Annotated in this window: 24 protein-coding genes; 15 read left to right on the forward strand and 9 right to left on the reverse strand. The window is 69.2% G+C overall.

What is annotated here, in order from left to right:
• The first annotated feature begins 18 nt into the window (after nucleotides 1-18).
• Nucleotides 19-402, forward strand: coding sequence for an FKBP-type peptidyl-prolyl cis-trans isomerase (locus BLW81_RS11690; RefSeq protein ID WP_173839607.1), 384 nt, complete (start codon nucleotides 19-21; stop codon nucleotides 400-402).
• Nucleotides 403-479: 77 nt separating this feature from the next.
• On the opposite strand, the gene BLW81_RS11695 is transcribed toward BLW81_RS11690, so the two are convergent.
• The 3 genes from BLW81_RS11695 to BLW81_RS11705 are packed head-to-tail and all read right to left on the reverse strand — an operon-like array spanning nucleotide 480 to nucleotide 3,315.
• Entirely contained in the window at nucleotides 480-1,823 is a 1,344-nt protein-coding gene (locus BLW81_RS11695) for a sensor histidine kinase (RefSeq protein WP_083407318.1), read from the reverse strand.
• A gap of 4 nt (nucleotides 1,824-1,827) precedes the next feature.
• Nucleotides 1,828-2,529, reverse strand: a complete 702-nt coding sequence (gene prrA / locus BLW81_RS11700; RefSeq protein WP_083407319.1) for a two-component system response regulator PrrA — start codon at nucleotides 2,527-2,529, stop codon at nucleotides 1,828-1,830.
• Nucleotides 2,530-2,577: 48 nt separating this feature from the next.
• Nucleotides 2,578-3,315 (reverse strand): potassium channel family protein, encoded by a 738-nt coding sequence (locus BLW81_RS11705; RefSeq protein WP_083407320.1) that lies wholly within the window; start codon nucleotides 3,313-3,315, stop codon nucleotides 2,578-2,580.
• A gap of 57 nt (nucleotides 3,316-3,372) precedes the next feature.
• Here BLW81_RS11705 and BLW81_RS11710 point away from each other — a divergent pair, with 57 nt between their 5' ends.
• From BLW81_RS11710 to BLW81_RS11720, 3 genes are all read left to right on the forward strand, one after another.
• A complete protein-coding gene (locus BLW81_RS11710; protein ID WP_083407321.1) occupies nucleotides 3,373-5,259 on the forward strand; it encodes an ABC transporter ATP-binding protein in 1,887 nt (628 codons plus the stop codon).
• Between the two features lie 132 nt (nucleotides 5,260-5,391).
• Nucleotides 5,392-7,278, forward strand: a complete 1,887-nt coding sequence (locus tag BLW81_RS11715) for an ABC transporter ATP-binding protein (RefSeq protein WP_407662327.1) — start codon at nucleotides 5,392-5,394, stop codon at nucleotides 7,276-7,278.
• Nucleotides 7,275-9,095 (forward strand): ABC transporter ATP-binding protein, encoded by a 1,821-nt coding sequence (locus BLW81_RS11720; protein ID WP_083407323.1) that lies wholly within the window; start codon nucleotides 7,275-7,277, stop codon nucleotides 9,093-9,095. Before BLW81_RS11715 ends, BLW81_RS11720 begins: the two co-directional genes overlap by 4 nt.
• Here the strand turns inward: BLW81_RS11720 and BLW81_RS11725 are convergent.
• Together BLW81_RS11725 and BLW81_RS11730 are read right to left on the reverse strand one after the other, a co-directional pair.
• Entirely contained in the window at nucleotides 9,092-10,471 is a 1,380-nt protein-coding gene (locus BLW81_RS11725; protein WP_083407324.1) for an NAD(P)-binding protein, read from the reverse strand. The genes BLW81_RS11720 and BLW81_RS11725 overlap by 4 nt on opposite strands.
• Entirely contained in the window at nucleotides 10,472-11,575 is a 1,104-nt protein-coding gene (locus tag BLW81_RS11730) for an epoxide hydrolase family protein (RefSeq protein ID WP_083407325.1), read from the reverse strand. It lies immediately after the preceding gene.
• A gap of 63 nt (nucleotides 11,576-11,638) precedes the next feature.
• On the opposite strand from BLW81_RS11730, the gene BLW81_RS11735 reads away from it, so the two are divergent.
• Nucleotides 11,639-12,025, forward strand: coding sequence for a hypothetical protein (locus BLW81_RS11735; RefSeq protein ID WP_083407326.1), 387 nt, complete (start codon nucleotides 11,639-11,641; stop codon nucleotides 12,023-12,025).
• Here BLW81_RS11735 and BLW81_RS11740 read toward each other — a convergent pair.
• Nucleotides 12,003-13,139: an FAD-dependent oxidoreductase gene (locus BLW81_RS11740; RefSeq protein ID WP_083407327.1), complete on the reverse strand. Its 1,137-nt coding sequence runs from the start codon at nucleotides 13,137-13,139 to the stop codon at nucleotides 12,003-12,005. The two genes, BLW81_RS11735 and BLW81_RS11740, sit on opposite strands and share 23 nt — an antisense overlap.
• A 91-nt stretch (nucleotides 13,140-13,230) precedes the next feature.
• On the opposite strand from BLW81_RS11740, the gene BLW81_RS11745 reads away from it, so the two are divergent.
• From BLW81_RS11745 to BLW81_RS11755, 3 genes are read left to right on the forward strand one after another with little or no spacing between them, the layout of a single operon-like run.
• Nucleotides 13,231-13,773 carry a TetR/AcrR family transcriptional regulator gene (locus tag BLW81_RS11745; protein ID WP_083407328.1) on the forward strand — a complete coding sequence of 181 codons (543 nt, stop codon included), beginning with the start codon at nucleotides 13,231-13,233 and terminating at the stop codon, nucleotides 13,771-13,773.
• Nucleotides 13,774-13,827: 54 nt separating this feature from the next.
• The gene (locus BLW81_RS11750) at nucleotides 13,828-14,043 is read left to right on the forward strand and encodes a DUF3072 domain-containing protein (protein ID WP_083407329.1); all 216 of its coding nucleotides are present in this window, start codon (nucleotides 13,828-13,830) and stop codon (nucleotides 14,041-14,043) included.
• Nucleotides 14,040-14,285, forward strand: coding sequence for a hypothetical protein (locus BLW81_RS11755; RefSeq protein WP_083407330.1), 246 nt, complete (start codon nucleotides 14,040-14,042; stop codon nucleotides 14,283-14,285). Before BLW81_RS11750 ends, BLW81_RS11755 begins: the two co-directional genes overlap by 4 nt.
• 4 nt (nucleotides 14,286-14,289) lie before the next feature.
• On the opposite strand, the gene BLW81_RS11760 is transcribed toward BLW81_RS11755, so the two are convergent.
• Nucleotides 14,290-15,759, reverse strand: a complete 1,470-nt coding sequence (locus BLW81_RS11760; RefSeq protein ID WP_083410475.1) for a carboxyl transferase domain-containing protein — start codon at nucleotides 15,757-15,759, stop codon at nucleotides 14,290-14,292.
• Between the two features lie 26 nt (nucleotides 15,760-15,785).
• On the opposite strand from BLW81_RS11760, the gene BLW81_RS11765 reads away from it, so the two are divergent.
• From BLW81_RS11765 to BLW81_RS11795, 7 genes are read left to right on the forward strand one after another with little or no spacing between them, the layout of a single operon-like run.
• Nucleotides 15,786-16,520: an enoyl-CoA hydratase gene (locus tag BLW81_RS11765; protein ID WP_083407331.1), complete on the forward strand. Its 735-nt coding sequence runs from the start codon at nucleotides 15,786-15,788 to the stop codon at nucleotides 16,518-16,520.
• The gene (locus BLW81_RS11770) at nucleotides 16,520-17,635 is read left to right on the forward strand and encodes an MBL fold metallo-hydrolase (protein ID WP_083407332.1); all 1,116 of its coding nucleotides are present in this window, start codon (nucleotides 16,520-16,522) and stop codon (nucleotides 17,633-17,635) included. Before BLW81_RS11765 ends, BLW81_RS11770 begins: the two co-directional genes overlap by 1 nt.
• Before the next feature lie 15 nt (nucleotides 17,636-17,650).
• On the forward strand, nucleotides 17,651-19,228 hold the full coding sequence (locus tag BLW81_RS11775) for a serine hydrolase (RefSeq protein WP_083407333.1): 1,578 nt from the start codon (nucleotides 17,651-17,653) through the stop codon (nucleotides 19,226-19,228).
• On the forward strand, nucleotides 19,225-21,615 hold the full coding sequence (locus tag BLW81_RS11780) for a cation-translocating P-type ATPase (protein WP_083407334.1): 2,391 nt from the start codon (nucleotides 19,225-19,227) through the stop codon (nucleotides 21,613-21,615). The genes BLW81_RS11775 and BLW81_RS11780 overlap by 4 nt, the downstream gene beginning before the upstream one ends.
• A gap of 10 nt (nucleotides 21,616-21,625) precedes the next feature.
• On the forward strand, nucleotides 21,626-21,874 hold the full coding sequence (locus BLW81_RS11785) for an antitoxin (RefSeq protein ID WP_083407335.1): 249 nt from the start codon (nucleotides 21,626-21,628) through the stop codon (nucleotides 21,872-21,874).
• A 2-nt stretch (nucleotides 21,875-21,876) separates the two neighbouring features.
• Entirely contained in the window at nucleotides 21,877-22,314 is a 438-nt protein-coding gene (locus tag BLW81_RS11790; protein WP_083407336.1) for a type II toxin-antitoxin system Rv0910 family toxin, read from the forward strand.
• 4 nt (nucleotides 22,315-22,318) lie between these two features.
• Entirely contained in the window at nucleotides 22,319-22,699 is a 381-nt protein-coding gene (locus tag BLW81_RS11795; protein ID WP_083407337.1) for a glyoxalase superfamily protein, read from the forward strand.
• Here the strand turns inward: BLW81_RS11795 and BLW81_RS11800 are convergent.
• Complete coding sequence (locus tag BLW81_RS11800) at nucleotides 22,678-24,150, reverse strand: HNH endonuclease signature motif containing protein (protein WP_235632239.1); 1,473 nt, start codon at nucleotides 24,148-24,150, stop codon at nucleotides 22,678-22,680. The genes BLW81_RS11795 and BLW81_RS11800 overlap by 22 nt on opposite strands.
• Nucleotides 24,131-24,580, reverse strand: coding sequence for an alpha/beta hydrolase fold domain-containing protein (locus tag BLW81_RS11805; protein WP_407662339.1), 450 nt, complete (start codon nucleotides 24,578-24,580; stop codon nucleotides 24,131-24,133). The genes BLW81_RS11800 and BLW81_RS11805 overlap by 20 nt, the downstream gene beginning before the upstream one ends.
• Between the last annotated feature and the right edge of the window lie 133 nt (nucleotides 24,581-24,713).

Below are 24,713 nucleotides of genomic sequence, written 5' to 3' on the forward strand. Positions count from 1 at the left end.
CCAGTCTGCCCGACTACCGTGAGTGCGGTGACTTCCTCTTCAGGACAAAAGCCCGAGATCGAATTTCCCGACGGCCCGCCGCCGAGCGGACTGACCATCACCGATCTGGTCGTCGGCGACGGCGCCGAGGCGGTACCCGGCGCCAACGTCGAAGTGCACTACGTCGGCGTGGAGTACGACACGGGCGAGGAGTTCGACAGCTCGTGGAACCGCGGCGAGTCGATCGAGTTTCCGCTGCGCGGGCTCATCCAGGGCTGGCAGGACGGCATCCCCGGCATGAAGGTCGGCGGCCGCCGACAGCTGGTCATCCCGCCCGAGCAGGCCTACGGCCCGGCCGGTGGTGGTCATCGCCTGTCCGGCAAGACTTTGATCTTTGTCATCGACCTGCTGGCCACCCGCTGACCCATCTCCGCCGAACGGTGATTACCGCGCGAAAAATCGCCAGAAAATCGAGCGGTAATCAACGTTCGGCGCAGAAGTTACTGATGGCCGGGCAGCCGCAGCAGCAGCCGCGCGCCGCCCAGCGGGCTGGCCTCCAATGACGCGGTCCCGCCGTGCAATTCGGCCTGCTGGGCGACGAGCGCCAGCCCGAGACCGGACCCCGAATGCGACGCCGTCGACCCGCGGGAGAAGCGTTCGAACACGATCGTGCGCTCCTCCTCGGGGATCCCGACTCCGTTGTCGTCGACGGCGATCTCCACGCCTTCGCGGGAGCTGACCGCCGACAACTGCACGCGCGTCGCGCCGCCGTGTTTGACCGCGTTGGCGATCGCGTTGTCGACCGCCAACCGCAAGCCCGCCGGCAGCCCGACGATGATGATCGTCGGCGCGGGCACCAGCGACACGTCCAGGTCGGGATACACCCGGATCGCGTCGTGCGCGGCGCGGTCGAGCAGTTCGGTGATGTCGACGGGCACGTGGTCGTCGGCCGTCGACAGTTCGCCCTGCGCCAGCCGCTCCAGTGCGCCCAGCGTCGCCTCGATCCGCGACTGCGTGCGGATGACGTCGCCGACGACCTCCTTGCGCTGCTCCTCGGGCAGGTCGAGCGTCGAGAGGACCTCGAGGTTGGTGCGCATCGCGGTCAGCGGCGTGCGCAGTTCGTGTGCCGACACCGACGCGAAGTCGCGTGCCGACGCCAGCGCCGCCTTGGTGCGGTCCTGCTCGTTCCACACGCGTTCGAGCAACCCCTTGACCGCCTCGGCGATCTCGACGGCCTCGGTCGCGCCGCGCACCTCGACGTCGGGATCGGCGTCGCCGGCTTCGATCTGCCGGGTCTGCTGCGCCAGCCGTTTGAGCGGTCGGACCGCCAGCGCGGCCAGCATCCAACCGAACACCGTCGCCGCGCCGACGGCGAACACGCAGATGATGATCACCCGGCGGTGCAGGTTGTTGGTGTCGGCGATGGTCGCGTCGTAGGTGGCGCCGACGGCCACCGACATCGGCCCCGGATAGTAGGGGATGTCGACCGTGCGGACGCGGTAGCGCACACCGTCGACGTAGGTGTCGGCATAGCCCGGATCCAGTTGCGGCAGAACGACATCGGAGTTCGACGTCACCTCGTCGCCGTGATACACGGTGACGACGGCGTCCTGGTTGTTCGGCGATTTGGGGATCTCGTCGAGGCCCCGCGGCAGCAGCGGGATCACGAAGCCGGCGGCTTCGTCGAGGCGACGGTCCAGGCGTTCCTTGCGGTCGTTGGTGATGCCGATCCACACCACGGTGCCGACGATGATGACGACGATCGCGGCGCCGATCGCGGTGGCCAGCGCCACGCGGGTGCGCAGCGACGGGGTCCGGCGGAAGATCCGCGACAGCAGGTTCATGTCCTCACTGCGTCCGCAGCACGAATCCCACTCCACGCACAGTGTGCAGAAGTCGCGGCGCGCCGCCGGCCTCCAGCTTGCGGCGCAGGTACCCGATGAACACGTCGACGACGTTGGTGTCTGCGGCGAAGTCGTAGCCCCACACCAACTCGAGCAGCTGAGCCCGCGACAGCACCGCGGTCTTGTGCTCGGCCAGCACCGCCAGCAGGTCGAACTCGCGCTTGGTCAGGTCGACGTCGACGCCGTTCACGCGCGCGCGACGGCCCGGGATGTCGACCTCGAGCGGGCCGACCTGGATGGTTTCCGACGAGAACGTCGCCGTCGACCCGCGCCTGCGCAGCAGCGCCTTGACCCGGGCCACCAGTTCGGCCAGAACGAAGGGTTTGACCAGGTAGTCGTCGGCGCCTGCCTCCAGGCCGGCTACGCGGTCGTCGACCGAACTGCGGGCCGAGAGCACACAGACCGGGACGTCGTTGTCCATCGCGCGCAGCGCGGTGACCACGCTGACGCCGTCGAGCACGGGCATGTTGATGTCCAGGACGATCGCGTCGGGCCGGGTCTCGGTCGCGCTGCGCAGCGCCTCGGCACCGTCGACGGCGGTGGACACGTCGAACCCGGACAGCCGCAGCCCACGCTCGAGCGAGGCCAGCACGTCGGGGTCGTCGTCGACGACGAGTACCCGGGGCGAACCACCAGAACTGTCCATGTAGGCAATATTGCCTGATGCGCTCCGGGAACTGCGGGAGGCCGCCGGTCAGGTCCGATCCTCGATCGGCCGCTGCAACCGCCTGACTTCGTCCGTCAACTGCCGCACATCGGCCCGCAGCTGCTCGACGTGAGCGGCCGTCGCCACCCGATTTCGTGAATCCGCCTCACCCACGCGCTCGACGATCCAGGAGGCGATGGTGCCGGTCAGTGTGCCGATCAGCGCGAGACCACCCGCCATGAGCAACACGGCGACGAGCTTGCCCTGCGTGGTCTCGGGAACCAGGTCGCCGTAACCGACGGTGGTGAAGGTGGTGATCGACCACCAGACCGCCTGCCCATAGTTCTTGATCTCGCCCGGCCCGGGGCGTTCGGCTTCGAGCACCGCCAGGGATGCGACGAAGATCAACAGCACTGCCGATGAGATCGCGTAGATGACCACGCGCCCCCTGATGGCGTTCCCGACGGCTTTCTGGAGCGCGCTGAGCAGGACCACCAACCGGAGCAGGCGCAGAGGCCGCAACAGCGGCAGCGCGACGATCGCGAGATCGACAAGGTGACGGACGAACCAGCGCGGCCGATCGGTGGCCAACGCCAGCCGGACGAGGTAATCGACGACGAACACCACCCAGGTGACCGCCGTGATCACCGCCACCGCGGTCTTGACCGCACCGTGCGGTTGAGCCAGGACATCGACGGCGTAGGCGAGCAGGAAAGCGAGTGCGACCGCCGCCAGCGGCCACTCGGCGTGCTTCTCCCAGCTGTGCAGCTTGTTCGGCAGTTGCATAGGAGAAGTCTCTATCAGCGTTGACCTCATCCATTGTTGAGGTCCTACGGTGAACGAATGAGTATCGAGACCGTCGCCCGCCAGACGCTGTACCGGCAGACGCGCGCACGCGGCGGGGACCTGCGCTCGCTTCTGGATCGGGCGCTGCTGCGTCGCATCTGGCGCTTCGCGGGCCGCCACCACGCGCGGTTACGCGGGTTCGTCGCGGTCAGCGTCGTCGGCGCGCTGCTGGCCGTCGCGACCCCCGTGCTGGCCGGCAAGGTGATCGACGCGATCACCGGCGGGTCGACCCGCACCGTCGTCCTGCTCGCCGCCGTCATCGCGGCCGTCGCGCTCGCCGAGACCGCCACCTCCCTGGCCACCCGCTGGCTGTCGTCCACGATCGGGGAAGGCCTGATCGTCGACCTGCGCACCGCGGTGTTCGACCACGTGCAGCGCATGCCGGTCGCGTTCTTCACCCGCACCCGCACCGGCGCCCTGGTCAGCCGGCTGGGCAACGACGTGATGGGCGCGCAGCGGGCGTTCTCCGACACGCTGTCCGGGGTGGTGGCCAACCTGGTCACGCTCACGCTGACTTTTGTGGTGATGCTGTCGATCTCATGGCAGATCACGCTGCTGTCGCTGGTGCTCGTGCCGCTGTTCATCGTGCCCGCCCGCCGCATCGGCGCGGCGATGGCCCGGCTCTCGCGCGAGGCCGCCGCCCACAACGCGACCATGAACACCCAGATGACCGAACGGTTTTCGGCGCCCGGCGCGACGTTGGTCAAGTTGTTCGGCAACCCCGCCACCGAGTCGCGCGAGTTCGCGGTCCGCGCAGGCCGGGTGCGCGACATCGGCGTCAAGACCGCGATGCTGCAGTCGGTGTTCATGAACTCGTTGACGCTGATGTCCGCGCTGGCGTTGGCCCTGGTGTACGGGCTCGGCGGGGTGCTCGCGATCGGCGGCCATCTGCAGGCCGGCGCGATCGTGTCGTTGGCTCTGCTGCTGACCCGGCTCTACGCGCCGCTGACCGCGCTGGCCAACGCGCACGTCGAAATCGCCTCGGCGCTGGTCTCTTTCGAGCGGGTCTTCGAGGTACTCGACCTCGAACCGCTCATCCAGGAGAAGCCGGACGCGGTCACCGTGCCTGCCGGTCCGGTGTCGGTCACCGTCGACGACGTGCGGTTCTCCTATCCGTCGGCGGACAAGGTGTCGCTGGCCTCACTCGAAGAGGTCGCCGAGCTCAGCGAGAGCGACGTGCGCGCCGGTGACGAAGTGCTGCACGGCATCTCGTTCACCGCGCAGCCGGGCCAGATGGTCGCGCTGGTCGGGTCGTCGGGTGCGGGCAAGTCGACCATCGCGTCGCTGATCGCCCGTCTGTACGACGTCGACTCCGGCGCGATCACCCTGAACGGCGTCGACGTGCGCGACGCGTCGTTCGCGTCGCTGAAGGAGACCGTCGGCGTCGTCACCCAGGACGGGCACCTGTTCCACGAGTCGATCCGCGACAACCTGCGGCTCGCGACCCCCGACGCCGGCGATGACGACCTGTGGCGTGCACTCGAGCGCGCCCGGCTGGCCGACGTGGTCGCCGACATGCCCGACGGCCTCGACACCATCGTCGGCGAACGCGGCTACCGGCTCTCCGGCGGTCAGCGCCAGCGGCTCACCATCGCCCGGCTGCTGCTCGGTCGCTCCCGGGTCGTCGTGCTCGACGAGGCCACCGCATCGCTGGACTCGGAGTCCGAGGCCGCCGTGCAGCAGGCGCTCGCCGAGGCGCTGGCCGGGCGCACGTCGATCGTCATCGCCCACCGGTTGTCGACGGTGCGGGCCGCCGACCAGATCCTGGTGGTCGAGGACGGTCGCATCGTCGAGCGCGGCACCCACTTCGAGCTGCTGGCCGCCCGCGGCCGCTACGCCGATCTGTACGAGACGCAGTTCGGCAGCCAGGAGGCCGCCGCCTGAGGGGCATGGCTCGCCGGTTGGCGATGGTGTCACACCCCGGGTGTACTGGTGATAGAGCAGCTAAGGAATTCGGGTACACCACCGCAGCGTTGTTCGGAGGTTGCGTGTGACCGAGGGTGGATGGAGGTGGCGATGAACCTGGATTCCTCACCGGCCATCGCCCGACCGCCGAGCCGCCCGCGGCCGAGTTCGGACTTGTGGCGGATGTTGCCGTACCTGCTGCCGTACCGCGCGCGGTGGATCGCGATGGTCACCGTTGCGATCGCGAGCCTCGGCGCCACCATCGCCATCCCGCTGATGACCAAGGCCGTCATCGACGGCCCGGTGCGCCATCAGGACCCGAAGGGCCTGTGGCTGCTGGGCAGTGTCGCGATGGGCGTCGGGATCTCCGAGGCGGTGCTGTGGTTCATCCGGCGGTGGCTGGCCGCGCGCGCGACGATGGGCGTCGAGGCCGACATCCGCAAGGACCTCTACGCGCGGCTGCAGATCCTGCCGATGTCGTTTCACGGGCGCTGGCAGTCCGGCCAGCTGCTGTCGCGAATCATGAACGACCTGGGCACGATTCGCCGGTTCATGTCGTTCGGCATGCTGTTCCTGCTTCTCAACGGTCTGCAGATCACGGTGGTGACCGCGATCCTGCTGGTGATGTACTGGCCGCTGGGCGTGGTCGTGGTGATCTCGATCGTGCCGATCACGTTGACGGTGTTGCACTTTCAGCAGTCCTACACGCGGCTGTCGCGGCTGGCGCAGGACCAGGCCGGCCACGTCGCCACCCACGTCGAGGAGTCGGCGCTGGGCCTGCGGGTGGTGAAGTCGTTCGGCCGCGAGGACTACGTCTACGACCGCTTCGACGAACAGCTCACCAACCTCTATGAGACACAGATCGACCGCGTGTCGGTGTCGGCGAAGTTCTGGACGCTGCTCGAGGTCATCCCGAACCTCACGCTGATCGTGGTGCTCGGGTTCGGCGCCTACGCCGCGGGCGAGGGCCACGTCACGATGGGCACGCTCGTCGCGTTCATCACGATGATGCTGTCGCTGGTCTGGCCGATCGCCTCGCTCGGCTTCCTGCTGTCGATGACCCAGGAATCGTTCACCGCCGCGAACCGGATCGCCGAGATCTTCGACGCCGAAAGGGAACTGGCCGACGGCCCGGTGGCCGAGGCGCCCCGCGGCGGGCGACTCGAACTCGTCGACGTCGGGTTCCGCTTCCCCGATTCCGAGGACTGGGTGCTGCGGCACGTGAACCTCACCGTCGAGCCGGGGGAGACGGTGGCGCTGGTCGGTGCGACGGGCTCGGGCAAGTCGGTGCTGACCGCGCTGCTGTCGCGGCTCTACGACGTCACCGAGGGCGCCATCCTCATCGACGGCCGCGACATCCGCGAGCTGTCGCTGTCGGCGCTGCGGCAGGCGGTCGCGACCGCCTTCGAGGACCCGACGCTGTTCTCCATGTCGGTGGCCGAGAACATCCGGCTCGGCAGGCCCGACGCCTCCGATGACGAGCTCGCCGAGGCCATCGACGTCGCCGCCGCGCAGTTCGTCCACGACCTGCCGTTCGGCCTGGACACCCGCATCGGCGAACAGGGCATGAGCCTGTCCGGCGGTCAGCGGCAACGCTTGTCGCTGGCGCGCGCGATCCTGGCAGCGCCCAAGATCCTGGTGCTCGACGACACGCTGTCCGCGCTCGACGTGCACACCGAGGCCGTCGTCGAGGAGGCGCTGCGCCGGGTGCTGCACGCCGTCACCGGCATCGTCGTCGCCCACCGCGCGTCGACGGTGCTGCTGGCCGACAAGGTCGCGCTGCTCGCGGGCGGCACCATCACCCACGTCGGCACCCACGCCGAGCTGCTGGCCGACGTGCCGCAGTACCGGTTCCTGCTGGCCGCCGACGACGAACTCGACGATGGCAGCGAACGCGCCTGCGACTGGGAGGACGACGACGAACGCAGCCGCCTCGAGCACCTCGTCGAGGAGAATGAGCCCCGCCGCTACGTCACCTCGGAGGCCGAGCGCCGATGACGACCACGGATTGGCGCGGCAAGTACGAGGAGCACTCCGACGATCTGCCGATCGACGAGAACCTGCCCCGGCGCCGCGAGGCCCGCGCACTGCTGGGCTCACTGCTGCGGCCGTACCGCCTCACGATCGGTCTGCTCGCGCTCGTGGTGGTGGTGGAGAACGCCGCGCGGCTGTCGGTGCCGATCCTGGTGCAGCGCGGCATCGACCGCGGCATCCCACCCATCGTCGACGGCGGGTCGGCGCGCACGCTGATGACGATCGTCGGCGTGCTGGCGGTCGTGGTCGTCGTGCAGGCCACCAGCCGGATGTTCTTCCTGCGGCGGTCGGGCCGGATCGGACAGAAGGTGCTTCTCGAGTTGCGCCGCAGGGTCTTTCGGCACTTCCAGCGCCTCGACATCGCATTCCATGAGCGCTACACGTCCGGGCGCGTGGTCAGCCGGTCCACCAACGACGTCGAGGCGATCCAGGACATGCTGGAGACCGGCTTCGACAGCCTGATCACCGCGGTGCTGACACTGTTCGGCACCGCGATCCTGCTGATCACGCTGGACTGGCGGCTCGGGCTGATGTGCCTGACCGCGTTCCCGGTGCTGGTCGCGCTGGTGTGGTGGTTTCGCAAGGAGTCGGCGCGCACCTATCGACGCGTGCGGGAGAGCGCCGCGCTGGTGATCGTGCAGTTCGTCGAGACGATGACGGGCATCAAGGCCGTGCAGGCCTACCGCCGCGAGCCGCGCAACCAGCAGATCTTCGAAGACATCGCCGATCGGTACAAGGACGACAACGAGCGCACGTTCCAGCTGCTCGCGATCTTCATGCCCGGGGTCAAACTCGTCGGCAACCTCACCACCGGCGTGGTGCTCCTCTACGGCGGCTACCGGGTGCTGGGCGGCGAGATGACGATCGGCACGCTCACCGCGTTCCTGCTGTACCTGCGGATGTTCTTCGAACCGATGCAGGAGATCTCGCAGTTCTTCAACACCTTCCAGTCCGCGGCCTCGGCGCTGGAGAAGCTGGCCGGTGTGCTGGCCGAGCGGCCGGGCATCGAGGACCCCCAGCGGCCCGTCGCGTTGCACGACGTGCGCGGCGAAATCGCCTTCCGCGACGTGCGTTTCGAATACGTCGCGGGCCGGCCGGTGCTGCCCGGCCTGACGCTGGAGGTGCCCGCGGGGCAGACCGTCGCACTGGTCGGCACCACCGGCGCCGGCAAGACCACGATCGCCAAGCTGATCGCCCGGTTCTACGACCCCACCGAAGGCGCCGTGACGTTGGACGGCGTCGACCTGCGCCGCCTGTCGCAGAGCGACCTGCGCCGCCACGTCGTGATGGTCACGCAGGAGAACTTCATGTTCGACGGCACCATCGCCGACAACATCCGCTTCGGCCGGCCGCAGGCCAGCGACGCCGAAGTCACCGCGGCCGCCGCGGCCGTCGGCGCCGACCGGTTCATCGCCGCGCTGCCCGACGGCTACGACACCGACGTCGCCAAGCGCGGCGGCCGATTGTCGGCCGGGCAGCGGCAACTCGTCGCGTTCGCGCGTGCCTTCCTCGCCGACCCCGCGGTGCTGATCCTGGACGAGGCGACGTCCTCGCTCGACATCCCCAGCGAGCGGATGGTGCAGCGAGCGCTGGAAACCGTACTGGCACAACGCACCGCGCTGGTGATCGCCCACCGGTTGTCGACGGTGCAGATCGCCGACCGCGTGCTGGTGCTCGAACACGGCCGCATCGTCGAGGACGGCGCCCCGCAGGACCTCATCGGCCGCGACGACGGCCGCTACGCCGCGCTGCACCGGGCGTGGGTGGAGTCGCTGGCCTAACCGTCGGCCAGCAGCGTCTCGAGCTTGGCGTTCATCGCAGGCAACTGCGAGGTGAGCATCGAGACGATCCGCTCCCGCGCCCGCGCGCTGACGTTGGCCGTCACGTGGTGCAGCGCGTTAAGTCGGGCAGCGTCGACCCACGCCAGCATGTCCGGGTCGGAGAACCACCGCATCTGATTGCGGTTGAACGCCAACGTCATCCGCAGCCAGTCGACGGGTTCGTGCGGATAGGGCACCGGCTCGCAGAACGAATTCCTGGTCTCGTCGTCCGGATACGCCGCCTCGACGTGGGCGATGACGGCCGCGCTGAACGCCGGCTGGCAGGTCCGCACGGTCTGCAACGCGATGCGGTCACCGTCGAACACCGGGACCGGTGGCTCGCTGCCCAAACCGTCCGCGCTGCAATCGATGTAGAGCACCGAGCCCTCCACGTCGCGGACGCCGCCGTCGAGGGTCATGCGGCCCGGTTCGACCGACGCGACGCGGCCCATCCGCACGACGTCGGTGATGCGGCGCAGCTCGGCGAGCTCGGCCGCCGACAGGATCGCGCAGCGGTACATCGTCGGTTCGACGGAGGTGTCGATGCGGTGCAGACATCCGCCGGCCTCCAACCGGTCGAACAGGTCGCGCAGCGACTCGGCCTCCTGCACCGCGGTCAACTGGTTGCCGAAGTCGCGCATCACCGCCTGCGCGAACTGCCTGCCCGGTTGGACCGCGCCGCGGTCGAGCACCCACGACTCCCGCGGCTTGACCCACGTCACCCGCTCCGGCGCAACCCCGTTGCGCAGCAGCCACAGACACGAGTCCATCGCGGTCTTGCCCGCTCCCACAACGACATAGCGGTCCCGCGGCTCGGCGAACCCCGGCACGTCGTTGGGCGCCACCACGTCCACACCGGCCGCGACCGCGTACGCCGGTGGCCGCATCGACGGCACGACGATCTCGGTGTGGCTGGTCACCACGCGGCGCGCGATCACCTCGATCGGATCCCCGTCGGCGCCGCGCACCCGGCCGTCGCCGAGGTATTCGCTGCCCGGCAGGTAGGTCACCCGGCCGGTCGGCAGCAGGTGCTCGCGCATCACTTCGTCGAAGTAGCCGCACACCTCGGCGCCGCTGGCCAGTTCGTAAAAGCCTGCGTTGAGCCCGGATTCGTCGATGCTGTCGCTGCCCAGGTGCAGCGAGTTGACCCCGTAGTACGCCGACGGCTGGTGCAGTCGCACGAACGGGTACGCCGTCGTCCAGTGCCCGCCGGGCCGGTCGTTGCGGTCGACCACCACGACGGTCGCGTCGGATTCGCTGACCAACGTGTCGGCGAAGGCCAGCCCCATCGCACCCGCCCCGACGACCAGATAGTCGGCTTCGATCGTCGCCGCCATTCAGCGCACACCATCGAAGAAGGCGGCGACGTCGGCGACGAACAACTCCGGCTGCTCGAACGCCGCGAAGTGCCCGCCGCGCGGCATAGTCGTCCAGTGGGTGAGGTGATAACTGCTCTCACACCACGAGCGCGGCGACCGCAGGATCTCCCTGGGGAATGACGCGACCCCGGTCGGCACCCGCACCGGCTTGCTGCCGCCGAACGAGGAGAAGCTCTCCCAGTACAACCGCGCCGACGACGCGCCCGACGCGGTCAGCCAGTACAGCATCACGTTGTCGAGCATCTCGTCGCGGTGCAGCACGCTCTCCGGATGCCCGTCGTTGTCGGTCCACGACCAGAACTTCTCGACGATCCACGCCAGCTGCCCGACGGGCGAGTCCACCAGCCCGTAACCCAGCGTCTGCGGCCGGGTGGACTGCTGCTTGGCGTACGCGTTGTCCCACTTGCGGTAGTACTCGAGGCGTTCGATCGCGGCCAGTTCCTCCTCGCTGAACTCGGTGTGCCCCTTCGGTGGGGCGCCCATCGGCATGTTGAGGTGGATCGCGACGCACGCGCCGCCGATGCGACCGAGCTGCGTGGTCACCGCGGAGCCCCAGTCGCCGCCCTGTGCCCCGTACCGCTCGTATCCCAGCCGGCGCATCAGCGCGTCCCAGGCCGTCGCGATGCGTTCGACACCCCAGCCGGTGCGGGTCGGTTTGCCGGAGAAGCCGTAGCCCGGCAGCGACGGGCACACCACGTCGAACCCGCGTTCGGTCAACGGCTCGATGACCTTGTGGAATTCCACCACCGACCCCGGCCAGCCGTGGGTGATCAGCAGCGGAAACGCGTCCGGCCGCGGGGACCGCTGGTGGATGAAGTGGATGTCGAGGCCGTCGAGCTCGGTGGTGAACTGGTCGAACCGGTTCAGCGCGGTTTCGCGTGCGCGCCAATCGTATTCGTCGGCCCAGTACCGGGCGAGGTCGCGGGTGTAGGCCAGCGGGATGCCCTGGCTCCAGTCGTCGACGCACTCGGCCTCCGGCCAGCGGGTGCGGTGCAGCCGGGTCCGCAGGTCCTCGAGGTCGGCGTCGGGCACGGCGATGCGGAACGGGGTGACGGAGGCCATGCCCGGATCCTGTCACGGGGATGAGTTCCGGCGCTGCGAGGAGTCCGTATCTGTGTGACATTCATGGGTGTGATCGGACGACGGGTGTGCGCCGCGCTGGCCGTGGGCTCAGCGGGCCTGCACGCCGCCATGCTCGGGCACGCCGGGAGCGCCGCCGCGACCGGTCTGCTGGCGGTGATGATCGCGGCCTGCCTGTACTGCGCCCGCGACCTGTGGCGCGACGGGCGCGCCCGCGCCTGGGTGATCGTCGCGCTGATGAACCTGGCGATGATCGCGCTGCACCTGCCGGGCCCCGCCCACCACCACGGCGCGGAGGTCACCGCGCAGCCGTCGACGCTGATGGCCGCCGCCACGCTGGTCGCGCTCGTCGAGGCGGCGGCCGCGGCGGCCGTGCTGTACGCGCGCAGCCGCGGTCAGTACGCACGCCTCACCGGTACACCAGACCGCTGAGCCGGCGCGCCACCGCGCGACGCACACCCGGAAGCCGGCCCGCCAGCCAGATCACGGCGTTGCGAAGAGGCCGCACCGCCGGCGGAAGGGTGGCCAGCCGCGTCAGCCGGTCGGTCATCGCCACGACGTCACGGGCGATCGGGCGGCGGGACGCGGCGTAGTCGTCGAGCACCGTCTCCGGTGCGCCGCCGAGCGCAGCGGCCAGCGCGTCGGCGACCGCAACGGCGTCCTGGATCCCCAGGTTCATGCCCTGCCCGCCTGCCGGGCTGTGCACGTGGGCGGCGTCGCCGGCCAGCAGCAGGCGACCGGCCCGGAAGCTGTCGGCAACGCGGTGGTGGATGCGGAACCGCGAGCCCCAGATCACCTCGGACACAACCAGTTTCGCGGTGCCAATCCGGGTGTCGAGGAGCTGCTGCACGAACTCGGCCGACGGCTCGGCGGGCGCCTCGGCGACGGGCGCGACGATGCGGTGCACGCCGTCGGGCAGCGGCGCCACGACCGTCAGCCCCTCCTTGGCCCAGTACAGGATCACCTCGTCGTGCGGTGCGGTGCCGGCCAGCCGGACGTCGGCGAGCACGAACGACTCGTCGTAGGTGTCGCCCTCGAACCCGATGCCGGCCTGCTCCCGCACGACGCTGTGCACGCCGTCCGCGCCGACGACGTAGCGGGCTCGAATCGCGTCGCCGTCGTCGAACACGGCGGTCACGCCGTCGGCGTCCTGGCTGATCGCGGTGGCGGTCTTCGGGCGCACAACCGAGCCGCCGAGTTCGGTCAGCCGGTCGATTAGCAGCCGCTCGGTCGTCGACTGCGGGACCATCAGCGAGTACGGATAACTGGTCGGCAGCGGGCTGAAATCGACCGGGATCAGCGTGCGGCCGCGGTCGCGGATCGTGAACCGCGGCGCCGCGATGCCTTCCTTCACCAGCCGGCGCGCCACGTCGAGGTCTTCGAGCACCTCGAGCGTGCGCGCGTTGACGACGGCGGCCCGCGATGTGTTCGCCCCCGCCGCCTGATGGTCGACGACGGTCGCGGCGATCCCGCGCGCGGCCAGCGCAACCGCGGCCGCCAACCCGGTCGGACCTGCGCCGATGATGAGGACGTCGGTGTCGTTCATCTCTGCTCCTTCTCAATGCCAACGCTTGTTGGCATCCACGATGCGCCTCTATGCGGCGTATGTCAACAGTTGTTGGCCTACACTTGTTGGCATGCGGAGATCTTCGGCGGAAACCAAGGCGGTCATCCTGGCGGCGGCGCGGGAGCGGTTCGCCACGAGCGGGTTCGAACGCGCCACGATCCGGGCCATCGCCGCCGACGCGAACATCGACCCGTCGATGGTGATGCGGTACTTCGGCAACAAGAACCAGTTGTTCGCCGCTGCCGCCGAGTTCGACCTGCAGATTCCCGACCTCACCGACGGTGATCGAGCAGACGTCGGCGGCCGCCTGATCGCCCACTTCATGAACCGCTGGGAGCGCGACGAGGCGCTGGTGGTGCTGCTGCGTTCGAGTGCGACGAATGACGATGCCGCGCAACGAATGCGGGAGATCTTCGTGGGCCAGTTGCTGCCGGTGATCGCGAAGCTCAACCCGGTGGCGCCGGAGCGGCGGGCGGCGTTGATCGCGACGCAGACCCTCGGGTTGGCGCTGTGCCGCTACGTGCTGGCGCTGCCTCCGCTGACGGCGATGACGCACGACGAGGTCGTCGCGTCGCTCGGCCCGACCCTGCAGCGCTATCTGGACGCCCCGTGACACTCGACCGCGCGGGCTCGCATGAACCGGTCGATCAGCGGGCATAGCTAGGCCATGAGTGAGGACGCCGGCCGCGCGCCGCAGGAGAACCCGCAGAAGGACCGGTCGCACTGGGTCACCGGTGACGAGCCGATGACCGGCCCGCAACGCAGCTACCTGAGCACGCTGGCTCAAGAGGCGGGCGAAGAGGTGCCCGAGAACCTGACCAAGGCGCAAGCCTCGGAGATGATCGACCGCTTACAGCACCAGACAGGACGGAACCAGTCATGATCTCGGCCGATGATGTGCGGGTCCTGATGGGATCCGAGGAGAAGAACGCGGTGCTCGTCGTCATCGAGGGTCGCGTCGAGGTGATCGGCGCGGGCCGGCTGGCCTCGCCCGACTACCGGGGCGCCCTCGAGGTGGTGTCCCGCGAGGACCTCGTCGGCCGGATCGGCGAGTCGCCGTCGGACCGCGAGATCGAGGAGCAGGCGGCACAGCTGGACACCGCGGTCACCGAACTCGGCGGTTAGCGGCTCACAGTCCGATGCGCCGGTAGCGGTCCAGCCGGGCGCGCAGCCGCTCGGCGTCGGGCACCGAACGCAGCGCGTGCAGCTCGTTGGCGATCACCGCAGACAGCCGGTTGGTGAACTGTTGCGGTTCGTCGGCGGCGTCCGGGTGCTCGGGCACGACCACGTCGACGATGCCGTCACGTAGCAGGTCCGCCGACCGAATACCCTGTGCCGCAGCCAGTTCCGGAGCATGGTCGAGGTCACGGTAGACGATCGCGCTGGCGCCCTCGGGCGGCAACGGGGCCAGCCAGCCGTGCAATGCCGCCAGCACCCGGTCGGCGGGCACCATCGCCAGCGCGGGACCTCCGCTGCCCTGGCCCAGCAGCACCGACACCGTCGGCGTGTCCAGCGTGACGAGCTCGGCCAGGCAGCGCGCGATCTCGCCGGCCAGCCCGCCCTGCTCGGCCTCGACGGTCAGCGCCGGCCCGGCCGTGTCGATCATCAACACCAGCGGCAGCCGCAATCCGGCGGCCAACGCCATGCCGCGTCGCGCCTCCAGCAGCGCCGCCGGTCCGACCATCCCGCCGACCACCCGCTGCTGGCCGACCACCACCGCGGGTTGCCCGCCGAACCGCGCCAGCGCCAGCAGCGTCGTGGCCGCCTCGCCTGATCCGGTGCCCGACAGCAGAAGCCGCTCCGTCGTGCCGTGTCGCAGCACATACCCGACGCCGGGGCGGTCCGGCCGGCGCGACGCCTCCACCGACTCCCACGCGGGCACGTCGGGCAGCGGGCCGAGTTCGGGCAGCGCGGGCGGCGGCTGCGGCGGATCGGCGACGACGGTCAGCGCGCGGTGCAGCGTCTTGCGCAGGGATTCGAGGGGCACGACGCCGTCGATCACGCCGTGCCGGTGCAGGTTCTCGGCGGTCTGCACGCCCTCGGGGAACGGCTCGCCGTACAGGTGCTCGTAGACCCGCGGCCCGAGGAACCCGACCAGCGCGCCGGGTTCGGCGGCGGTGACGTGACCGAGTGAGCCCCACGACGCGAACACCCCGCCGGTGGTCGGGTGGCGCAGGTACACCAGATACGGCAGGTGCTCGCGCTTGTGCAGTTCGACGGCCGCGGCGATCTTGACCATCTGCAGGAACGCGACCGTGCCCTCTTGCATGCGGGTGCCACCCGAACTCGGCGACGCCAGCAGCGGCAGCCGTTCGGCGGTCGCCCGGTGCACCGCCGCGGTGATCCGCTCGGCGGCGGCCACCCCGATCGAACCGGCGAGGAAGTCGAACTCGCACAGCACCAGCGCCACGCGCCTGCCGAACACGGTGCCCTCACCGGTCACCACCGACTCGTCGAGGCCGGTCTTGTCCGCCGCCGCCGCCAGCTCGCGCCGGTAGCGCTCACCTGCGCCGACATCGAGCGGCGGACCGTCCCAGCTGCGGAACGAGCCCGCGTCGAGCACGGCGTCGCGCACCTCGAGGGCACCGATCCGGCTCACCACAGCAGCCTATATAGGCTGGCGGAATGATTGGTGTGACCCGTGACGGCCACGTGCTGACCCTGGAGATGCAACGCGCCGAGCGACGCAACGCCCTCAACGTCGAACTGGTCGACGCGCTCCGCGAGGCGGTCGAGAAGGCCGCCGCCGAGGACGTCCGCGCCATCGTGCTGACCGGAGCCGGCCATGTCTTCTCCGCGGGCGCCGACCTGTCCGATCCGTCCGGGGTGGCCGAGCAGCTGCCCGACAAGGCCAAAGACCTCAACGTCGCGATCGACAAGGCACCTGTGCCGGTCATCGGCGCCATCAACGGCCCCGCGATCGGGGCAGGCGTCATCCTGTCGATGATCTGCGACCTGCGGGTCGTCGCGCCCGACGCCTACTTCCAGTTCCCGGTCGCCAAATACGGTCTGGCGCTGGACAACTGGAGCATCCGGCGGTTGACGTCGCTGGTCGGTGCCGGCCGCGCGCGGGGCATGCTGCTGGCCGCCGAGCGGCTCACCGCCGACGACGCGCTGCAGACCGGGATGGCCAACCGCATCGGCACCCTCGCAGACGCGCAGGCGTGGGCTGCCGAGATCGCCGGGTTCGCACCGCTGGCGCTGCAGCACGCCAAGCGGGTGCTCAACGACGACGGCGCCTACGAGGACCCGTGGCCCGAGCACCAGGAACTGTTCGACCGGGCGTGGGCCAGTCAGGACGTCATCGAGGCCCAGGTGGCGCGGATCGAGAAACGGCCGCCGAACTTCAAGGGCGCCTGATGATCCGCAGCGCGCTCCGGCTCGGCCTCGGCACGGCGTCGCTGCTGGCCGGAGGCTGGGTGCTGCGCGCGCTGCAGGGCACTCCCGCGTCGCTCGGCGCGTCGCCCACCGACATCGAGGCGGTCGCGCGGCGCTCGCCGAACTACCGCGACGGCGTGTTCAACAACCTCGAGCCCGCGTCGATGATGAGCATCGAGGCCGAACAGCAGCGCCTGCTCGTGCGCGAACTGCTCGGTTCGCGCGGCGTCACCCGGCCGGCCGGATCGATACCGGTCGTCACCCCGGCGGCGACCGACCCGACCGCGCGGGCGTCGGTCTGCTGGTTCGGGCACTCCTCGGCGCTGATCGAACTCGACGGCTACCGGGTGCTCGCCGACCCGGTGTGGAGCCGCCGGTGCTCCCCGTCGCAGGCCGTCGGCCCGGAACGCATGCACGAGGTGCCCGCGCCGCTGGAGGCGCTGGCCGCCGTCGACGCGGTGGTGGTCAGCCACGATCACTACGACCACCTCGACATGGAGACGATCGTCGGCCTGGCACGCACCCAGCGCGCGCCGTTCGTCGTGCCGCTGGGGATCGGCGCGCACCTGCGCAAGTGGGGGATACCGGAGAGCCGCATCGTCGAGCTCGACTGGCACGAGAGCCACACCATCGGTGAGCTGACGGTGGTCTGCACGCCGGCGCGGCACTTCTCGGGCCGGCTGCTGACCCGCAACACCACGCTGTGGGCGTCGTGGGTCATCCTCGGGCCGCGGCACCGGGCGTTCTTCGGCGGCGACACCGGTTACACGAAGAGCTTCGCCCAAATCGGTGCCGAGCACGGACCTTTCGACGTCACGCTGTTGCCGATCGGCGCCTATCATCCCGCCTGGCCGGACATCCACATGAACCCCGAGGAGGCGGTCCGCGCGCACCTCGACGTCGCCGAACCCGACCGCGGCCTGCTGGTGCCGATCCACTGGGCGACGTTCCGGCTGGCCCCGCATCCGTGGGCTGAACCGGTCGAGCGCCTGCTACGCGCGGCCGACGCCGAAAAAGTCCAGGTGATCGTGCCCAAGCCGGGGCAGCGCGTCGATCCGGACGCTCCGCCGGCATCCGACCCGTGGTGGCGGTTCTGAGCTACCGTTCACGTCATGAACGCACTGGCCCGGTGGGCCGCCGCAGGGCTGTTGCTGGTCGCGGGATGCGGCGCGCAGCCCGCTGAACCCGCCGGGTCGGCTGAGCCGCCGCCGAGCGCGCAGTCCGAGGTGCCGCCGCCGCTGGTGCCCGCGATGCCGCTGCCCGAGAACGCCGTCGACAACGCGGTCGCGCAGCTGGACGGCCTGGCCTCCGACCTGATGGAGAAGTCGGGCATCCCCGGCATGGCGGTGGCCGTCGTGCACGGCGGGAAGACGGTGTACGCCAAGGGATTCGGCGTCAAGGACGTGCGAGCCGAGGCGACGGTCGACGCGGACACGGTCTTCCAGCTGGCCTCGGTGTCCAAGTCGCTGGCCGCCACGGTCGTCGCCCACCAGGTCGGCCAGAAGGCGGTCGGCTGGGACACCCCGATCGTGTCCGAGCTGCCGTGGTTCGCGCTGTCGGACCCCGCGGTAACCCGGATGGTCACCGTCGGCGACATGATGTCGCACCGCTCCGGGCTGCCCGACCACGCCGGCGACACGCTCGAGGACCTCGGCTACGACCGCCGCCAGGTCCTCGAACGGCTGCGCCAGCTGCCGCTCGACCCGTTCCGGGTCTCGTACGCCTACACCAACTTCGGCTTCACCGCGGGCGCGGAGGCCGTCGCTGTCAACGCGGGCAAGCCGTGGGAGACCCTCGCCGACGACGTGCTGTTCGGCCCGCTGGGCATGGGTGTGACGAGTTACCGGTTCGCCGACTACGAGGCCAGGACCAACCGAGCCGTCGGCCATATCCACGTCGACGGCCGCTACGAGCCGTCCTATGTGCGCGACGCCGACGCGGAAGGCCCTGCGGGCGGGGCGAGTTCCTCGGTCAACGACATGACCCGGTGGCTGGCGATGGTGCTCGCCGACGGCAAGCACGACGGCCGGCAGCTCCTGGACCCGAAGGCGTTGCTGCCCGCGCTCAGCCCGCAGGTGACCTCGAGCCCGGCCAGCGAACCCGCGATGCGCTCAGGCTTCTACGGTTTCGGCTTCAACGTCGGGACGACGTCGGCCGCCCGGGTGGAGCTGAGCCACTCCGGTGCGTTCGAACTGGGTGCCGGAACCAACATCCTGATGCTGCCGTCGGCCGACGTCGGAATCGTCGCGCTCACCAACGCCACCCCGACCGGCGTGCCCGAGGCGCTGACCGCACAGTTCGCCGACCTCGTGCAGTTCAGCGAGGTGCGGGAGGACTGGTACGGGCTCTACAGCGCGGCCTTCGCCGAAATGGACAAGCCGGCAGGCGCATTGGTCGGCAAGCAGCCACCCGCCAACCCGGCGCCGGCGGGCCCACTGTCGTCGTATGTCGGCACCTACGCCAACGAGTACTGGGGACCGGCGCGAATCACCGAGCGTGACGGCAAACTGCACCTGGCGTTGGGCACCAAGCTCGACGTGCCGCTCGAACACTGGGACGGCGACACGTTCACCTTCCGCTTCGTCACCGAGAACGCGCCGCCCGGAACGGTTTCCGAGGCCCGCTTCGACGGCAACCGGCTCGTCCTGGAGTACTACGACACGTTCGAGAAGGGGACGTTCGTCAAGTGACCGCCATACCCGAGACCCACGCCGTCGGGTTGACCGACGCCGAAGTCGCGCAACGGATCGCCGAAGGCAAGACCAACGACGTGCCGACCCGCGCGGCGCGCAGCGTCTCCGAGATCATCCGATCCAACGTGTTCACCCGGATCAACGCGATCCTCGGGGTGTTGTTTGTCATCGTGCTGTCCACCGGTTCGGTGATCAACGGCGCGTTCGGCCTGCTGATCATCGCCAACAGCGCCATCGGCATCATCCAGGAGTTGCGGGCCAAGCAGACGCTCGACAAGCTGGCGATCGTCGGGCAGGCCAAACCGTTGGTGCGCAGGCAGTCCGGCACCACCGCGGTGCCGCCCAGCGAGGTCGTGCTCGACGACATCATCGAACTGGGCCCCGGTGACCAGATCGTCGTCGACGGCGAGATCGTCGAGGAGGCCAACCTCGAGGTCGACGAGTCGTTGCTGACGGGGGAGGCCGACCCGATCGCCAAAGACCCCGGCGATCAGGTGATGTCGGGCAGTTTCGTCGTCGCGGGCAGCGGCGCGTACCGGGCCACCAAGGTCGGCAGGGAGGCGTACGCGGCGAAGCTGGCCGAGGAGGCGAGCAAGTTCACGCTGGTCAACTCCGAACTGCGCAGCGGCATCAACAAGATCCTGCAGTTCATCACCTACCTGCTGATCCCCGCCGGCCTGCTGATCATCTACACGCAGTTGTTCACCACCGAATCCGGTTGGCGCCGTTCGGTACTGGCGATGGTCGGCGCGCTGGTGCCGATGGTGCCCGAAGGTCTGGTGCTGATGACGTCGATCGCGTTCGCGGTCGGCGTGATCCGGCTGGGCCGCAGGCAGTGCCTGGTCAACGAATTGCCCGCGATCGAGGGGCTGGCGCGGGTCGACGTGGTGTGCGCCGACAAGACCGGAACGCTGACCGAGAACGGGATGCGGGTGTCGGACCTCAAGCGCCTCGACGAGACCGACGTGGGAAACATCCTGGCGCAGTTGGCCGTCGACGACGGCCGCCCGAACGCCAGCATGCAGGCGATCGCGGAGGCCTACAAGATGCCGCCCGGCTGGACCGCGACCGCCGTCGCACCGTTCAAATCGGCGACCAAGTGGAGCGGCGCGTCCTACGGTGAGCACGGCAACTGGGTGATCGGCGCGCCCGACGTGCTGTGTGAGCCCGGTTCGCCGGTCGCCGATCAGGCCGAGCAGATCGGCGCCGACGGGCTGCGGGTGCTGCTGCTGGGCGCCAGCGACCTGCCGGTCGACCATCCCGACGCGCCGGGCCGCGTGACGCCGGCCGCGCTAGTGGTGCTGGAACAGCGGGTGCGTCCCGACGCGCGGGACACGCTCGACTACTTCGCGTCCCAGCAGGTGTCGATCAAGGTGATCTCGGGCGACAACGCGGTCTCGGTCGGCGCGGTGGCCGGATCGCTGGGGCTGCACGGTGAGTGCATGGACGCCCGGCAGCTGCCGCAGGCCACCGAGGAACTCGCCGAGGCCCTCGAGACGCACACCACCTTCGGCCGGGTGCGGCCCGACCAGAAACGGTCCATGGTCCACGCGCTGCAGTCGCACGGGCACACGGTCGCGATGACCGGTGACGGCGTCAACGACGTACTCGCGCTCAAGGACGCCGACATCGGGGTGGCGATGGGCTCGGGCAGCTCGGCCTCGCGCGCGGTGGCGCAGATAGTGTTGCTGGACAACAAATTCGCGACGCTGCCCTACGTCGTCGGTGAGGGCCGCCGGGTGATCGGCAACATCGAACGGGTCTCGAACCTGTTCTTGACCAAGACCGTGTACTCGGTGCTGCTCGCGATCTTCGTCGGACTGGCCGGGCTGGCCTCGAAGTTCTTCGGCACCGACCCGTTGCTGTTCCCGTTCCAGCCGATCCACGTCACGATCGCGGCGTGGTTCACGATCGGCATCCCGGCGTTCGTGCTGTCGCTGGCGCCGAACAACGAGCGCGCCCACTCCGGCTTCGTGCGCCGGGTGATGACGGCGGCGCTGCCCTCCGGACTGGTGGTCGGGCTGGCGACGTTCATCTCCTATCTCGTCGCCTACCAGGGCCGCGAAGCGTCGTCGGCCGAGCAGACGCAGGCGTCGACGGCGGCGCTGATCACGCTGCTGGTCGCTGCGGTCTGGGTGCTCGCGGTGGTGGCACGCCCGTACCAGTGGTGGCGGGTGGCGCTGGTCGCGGTGTCCGGGCTGGCCTACGTGGTCATCTTCTCGATACCGCTGGCGCGTGACCTGTTCATTCTCGACATTTCGAACGTCAAGACCACGACGATCGCCCTGCTGATCGGGGTGGCCGGCGCGGTCGCGGTCGAGGTGATCTGGTGGGTGCAGGGGGCGGCGCTGGGAGAGCCTCGACGGCTGTGGCGATCCGAGTAGGCTTCGACCCATGTCGTTTCTGGACAAGCTGAAGAACTGGGTGTCGAAGAATCCCGACAAAGCCGGCAGCGCGATCGACAAGGCGGGCGATTTCTTCGACCAGAAGACACAGGGCAAATACACGCAGCACGTCGACAAGGCACAGGACGCGGCGCGCAACTACGTCACCAAGAACAACCCGCAGGGCGCCCCGCAGCCGCAACAACCGGCACCGCCGCCGCCCCAGCAGCAGCCACCGACCGCGCCGCCCACCTCGTAGCAATGGCCAAACTCTCGGTCTCCGTCGACGTCCCCCTGCCGCCGGAGCAGGCATGGGCGTGCGCGTCCGACCTGGCGCGGTACAAGGAATGGCTGAGCATCCACCGCGTGTGGCGCAGCAAGCTGCCCGAGACGCTCGAGAAGGGCACGACCCTCGAATCCATCGTCGAGGTGAAGGGAATGCCGAACCGGATCAAGTGGACCATCGTCCACTACCGCCCGCCGGAGACGATGACGCTCAACGGCGACGGTAAAGGCGGCGTCAAGGTCAAGCTGATGGGCAAGGTCAAACCGTCGGGCGACGGGTCGACGGTGACCTTCGACGTGCACCTCGGCGGGCCGGCGTTGTTCGGTCCGATCGGCATGGTGGTCGCGGGGGCACTCAAGGGTGACATCCAGCAGTCGTTGAACCGGTTCAAGGCGATCTTCACGCCGGCCTGACCGCATGCGATTCGAACGCGCCGTCCCGATCCTGCGGGTGTTCGACGCCGCCAAGGCCGACGAGTTCTATCTCGGCTATCTCGGTTTCACCACCGACTGGGAGCACCGGTTCGAACCCGGCATGCCGCTGTATCGCCAGATCAGCCGCTCGGAGTTGATCATTCACCTCTCCGAGCACCACGGCGACGGGACGCCGGGCAGCGCCGTGTTCCTGCCGATGCACGGCATCGCGCAGTTCCACGCCGAACTCGCCGCCAAGGATTACGCCTTCGCCCGCCCCGGCCTCGAACGCGAACCCTGGGGCATAACCATCGACGTCGCCGATCCCTTCGGCAACCAACTGCGCTTCTGCGACAACGACGCTCAGAAGGGTGGTGGTTCGTAGGTGGCGGCCAGCCAGGCTTGGTGTTGGCGTTGTTGTTCGGTGATGATTTCGGTGCGTTTGCGGCGTTCGGTGGCGATGCGCTCGCGGCGGTCTTGTTCTCGGGTCTGTCGGCGTCGCGGCATCATCGCGATGCGGTCGGGGCTTTCGGGTGGTAGTGGTGTGGTTTCGACGGTGCCGGTGGGTTGTCGCAGCGCGGGGAACATGCTCGCGCCGTGTGCCTGTGAGCGGTAGGTGTGTCCGGTGGGTGCGGTGAGCACGATGGTGCCGTCGGGCAGTTGTTCGTCTGTGAAGCCGCCGGCGCCGGTGTTGAACGTTTTGGTGATGTGGTGGATTCGGCAGTAGTGCTTGGTGTTGGACGGGTGTGTCGGTCCGTAGGGCCAGGGCACCGTGTGGTCGATGTCGCAGCGCTGCACGGGTTTGTCGCATCCTGGCCAGCGACATGTCAGGTCGCGCCAGCGTAGGAATTCGGTCAGCGTGGCGTTGGGGCGATAGCCGGTTTGTGCGGCGGTGTCGGCGGTCGGTACGGTCACCGGTTTGGTCTGGGCCGCAGGGAGCAGGTTGCGCACGGACTGGGCCGGAAGAACGCCGAATCCGGGTAGGTAGCCGGGTTTGTCGCTGGTTCCTGCGATGGTGCCCTGTTCGGCGAGTACATGGATGACCGCGGCATTGGCGGCGGCGCGGTTGGCGCGTGCCGGGCAGTCGTCGAGCCCGCACTGGCAGGCCAATGTCGCCTCGCCGCGTGCCAGCGGGCCGCACGCGTCGGCGCGTCGCTGGGATTTGGTGCGCGGATCGTTGCTACAGACGGTGTCGGCCAACGCATCCAACCGTTGATCGAGGGCTGCTCCGTCTTCGGCGTGCAACCTGCCTGACACGAAGGCCGTTCCGGCGGTGTCGCCGGGGTCGATATCGATGTATCGGTGCTTGTCGGCGTCCGGTGGCACGCGCACGGCGGCCGGGTCGAATTCGGCGATGAACAGATCGATGCGGTCGCGCAGTTTGTTCTTCGACAGTTTCATCCACTTTTCGACCCGCCCGGCCATGGCTTCATCGAGTTCGACCATGACGTCGTCGGCGACGTTGTCGGTGCGCGCGACGATCATCGAGACCATCCGGTAGTCGATCAGGCCGCGACACAGCCGTTTGAACACCTGCGGGTGCCGGTCGCGCAGCGTGATCGCCGTCTCGACCTGCCATACCGCCCGCGAGTGGCTGATGTTGAGTACCGGCGATATCTCTGCGGCCACCGAGGAGATCGAATCAGCACAGTACATCTGACGTCCGACCATCTCCGGGAACCGCCGACCGGCCAACTCGGCAACCAGAAACCACCGCCGCCCCAACGCCGCAGACTCCTCACGAACCTCCTCACCCATGAAGGTGATCAGATCCGCGTCCGTGGCGCCGTAAGCGGGATCGTACATATGTTCGATACTACTCGGGTCCACCGACATTGAACGTGCACGACGAAAAGGATCTAAGCAAGGGCAGCAGACCCGCCCACGGCGCACCACTGCGGCCGGTCAGCACGGTCAGGATCTGCCGCCGCTCCGCCAACCCCTCCGGCAGCAACGGCAGTGCCCAATCGTGGACCTGGCCCTTGCGGAGAATGAACGTGAACTGAGATCCGGCCGTCGCCAGTGCCTTTTCCTGCAGCACCAGGCTCGCCGGTGTCGGCGACCCGCGCCGGACGAGTTCCTGACCCGCGGCCAACGCGAGACCCCCGCCTGCCGAATCTCCGTACACCGTCACCTGTTTCGCGCTGTGCTCGTCGATCACCGCGGACAGGAGGTCCGCGATACGCGGAACCTCAACACCGGCGGTGCTGTGCGGCGCCAATCCGTACATCGGCACGACCACCGTCGCGCCGGTGTCGCGGGCGATCGCGGCGTAGTCGAACCAAGTGGATCACGGTCGGTTGGATCACGTACGCGCCGCCGTGCAGCGCGACGACATGTCGACCCGACGGCGAGGGCGGCGTCAAGGTCCAGACCGGCATGCCGTCGAACTCGTCCCG

This window comes from Mycolicibacterium rutilum (genome assembly GCF_900108565.1).
Lineage (GTDB): Bacteria > Actinomycetota > Actinomycetes > Mycobacteriales > Mycobacteriaceae > Mycobacterium > Mycobacterium rutilum.

What these genes read in the sequence shown, in the direction of transcription:
- BLW81_RS11775 (WP_083407333.1), top strand. Translation starts at nt 17,651, where the DNA reads ATGAACGCACTGGCCCGGTGGGCCGCCGCAGGGCTGTTGCTGGTCGCG.
- BLW81_RS11765 (WP_083407331.1), top strand. Translation starts at nt 15,786, where the DNA reads ATGATTGGTGTGACCCGTGACGGCCACGTGCTGACCCTGGAGATGCAA.
- BLW81_RS11770 (WP_083407332.1), top strand. Translation starts at nt 16,520, where the DNA reads ATGATCCGCAGCGCGCTCCGGCTCGGCCTCGGCACGGCGTCGCTGCTG.
- BLW81_RS11730 (WP_083407325.1), bottom strand. Translation starts at nt 11,575, where the DNA reads ATGGCCTCCGTCACCCCGTTCCGCATCGCCGTGCCCGACGCCGACCTC.
- BLW81_RS11720 (WP_083407323.1), top strand. Translation starts at nt 7,275, where the DNA reads ATGACGACCACGGATTGGCGCGGCAAGTACGAGGAGCACTCCGACGAT.
- BLW81_RS11755 (WP_083407330.1), top strand. Translation starts at nt 14,040, where the DNA reads ATGATCTCGGCCGATGATGTGCGGGTCCTGATGGGATCCGAGGAGAAG.
- BLW81_RS11740 (WP_083407327.1), bottom strand. Translation starts at nt 13,139, where the DNA reads ATGAACGACACCGACGTCCTCATCATCGGCGCAGGTCCGACCGGGTTG.
- BLW81_RS11695 (WP_083407318.1), bottom strand. Translation starts at nt 1,823, where the DNA reads ATGAACCTGCTGTCGCGGATCTTCCGCCGGACCCCGTCGCTGCGCACC.
- BLW81_RS11745 (WP_083407328.1), top strand. Translation starts at nt 13,231, where the DNA reads ATGCGGAGATCTTCGGCGGAAACCAAGGCGGTCATCCTGGCGGCGGCG.
- BLW81_RS11710 (WP_083407321.1), top strand. Translation starts at nt 3,373, where the DNA reads ATGAGTATCGAGACCGTCGCCCGCCAGACGCTGTACCGGCAGACGCGC.
- BLW81_RS11750 (WP_083407329.1), top strand. Translation starts at nt 13,828, where the DNA reads ATGAGTGAGGACGCCGGCCGCGCGCCGCAGGAGAACCCGCAGAAGGAC.
- BLW81_RS11800 (WP_235632239.1), bottom strand. Translation starts at nt 24,150, where the DNA reads ATGTCGGTGGACCCGAGTAGTATCGAACATATGTACGATCCCGCTTAC.
- BLW81_RS11715 (WP_407662327.1), top strand. Translation starts at nt 5,392, where the DNA reads ATGAACCTGGATTCCTCACCGGCCATCGCCCGACCGCCGAGCCGCCCG.
- BLW81_RS11790 (WP_083407336.1), top strand. Translation starts at nt 21,877, where the DNA reads ATGGCCAAACTCTCGGTCTCCGTCGACGTCCCCCTGCCGCCGGAGCAG.
- BLW81_RS11735 (WP_083407326.1), top strand. Translation starts at nt 11,639, where the DNA reads ATGGGTGTGATCGGACGACGGGTGTGCGCCGCGCTGGCCGTGGGCTCA.
- BLW81_RS11785 (WP_083407335.1), top strand. Translation starts at nt 21,626, where the DNA reads ATGTCGTTTCTGGACAAGCTGAAGAACTGGGTGTCGAAGAATCCCGAC.
- BLW81_RS11795 (WP_083407337.1), top strand. Translation starts at nt 22,319, where the DNA reads ATGCGATTCGAACGCGCCGTCCCGATCCTGCGGGTGTTCGACGCCGCC.
- BLW81_RS11705 (WP_083407320.1), bottom strand. Translation starts at nt 3,315, where the DNA reads ATGCAACTGCCGAACAAGCTGCACAGCTGGGAGAAGCACGCCGAGTGG.
- BLW81_RS11725 (WP_083407324.1), bottom strand. Translation starts at nt 10,471, where the DNA reads ATGGCGGCGACGATCGAAGCCGACTATCTGGTCGTCGGGGCGGGTGCG.
- prrA (WP_083407319.1), bottom strand. Translation starts at nt 2,529, where the DNA reads ATGGACAGTTCTGGTGGTTCGCCCCGGGTACTCGTCGTCGACGACGAC.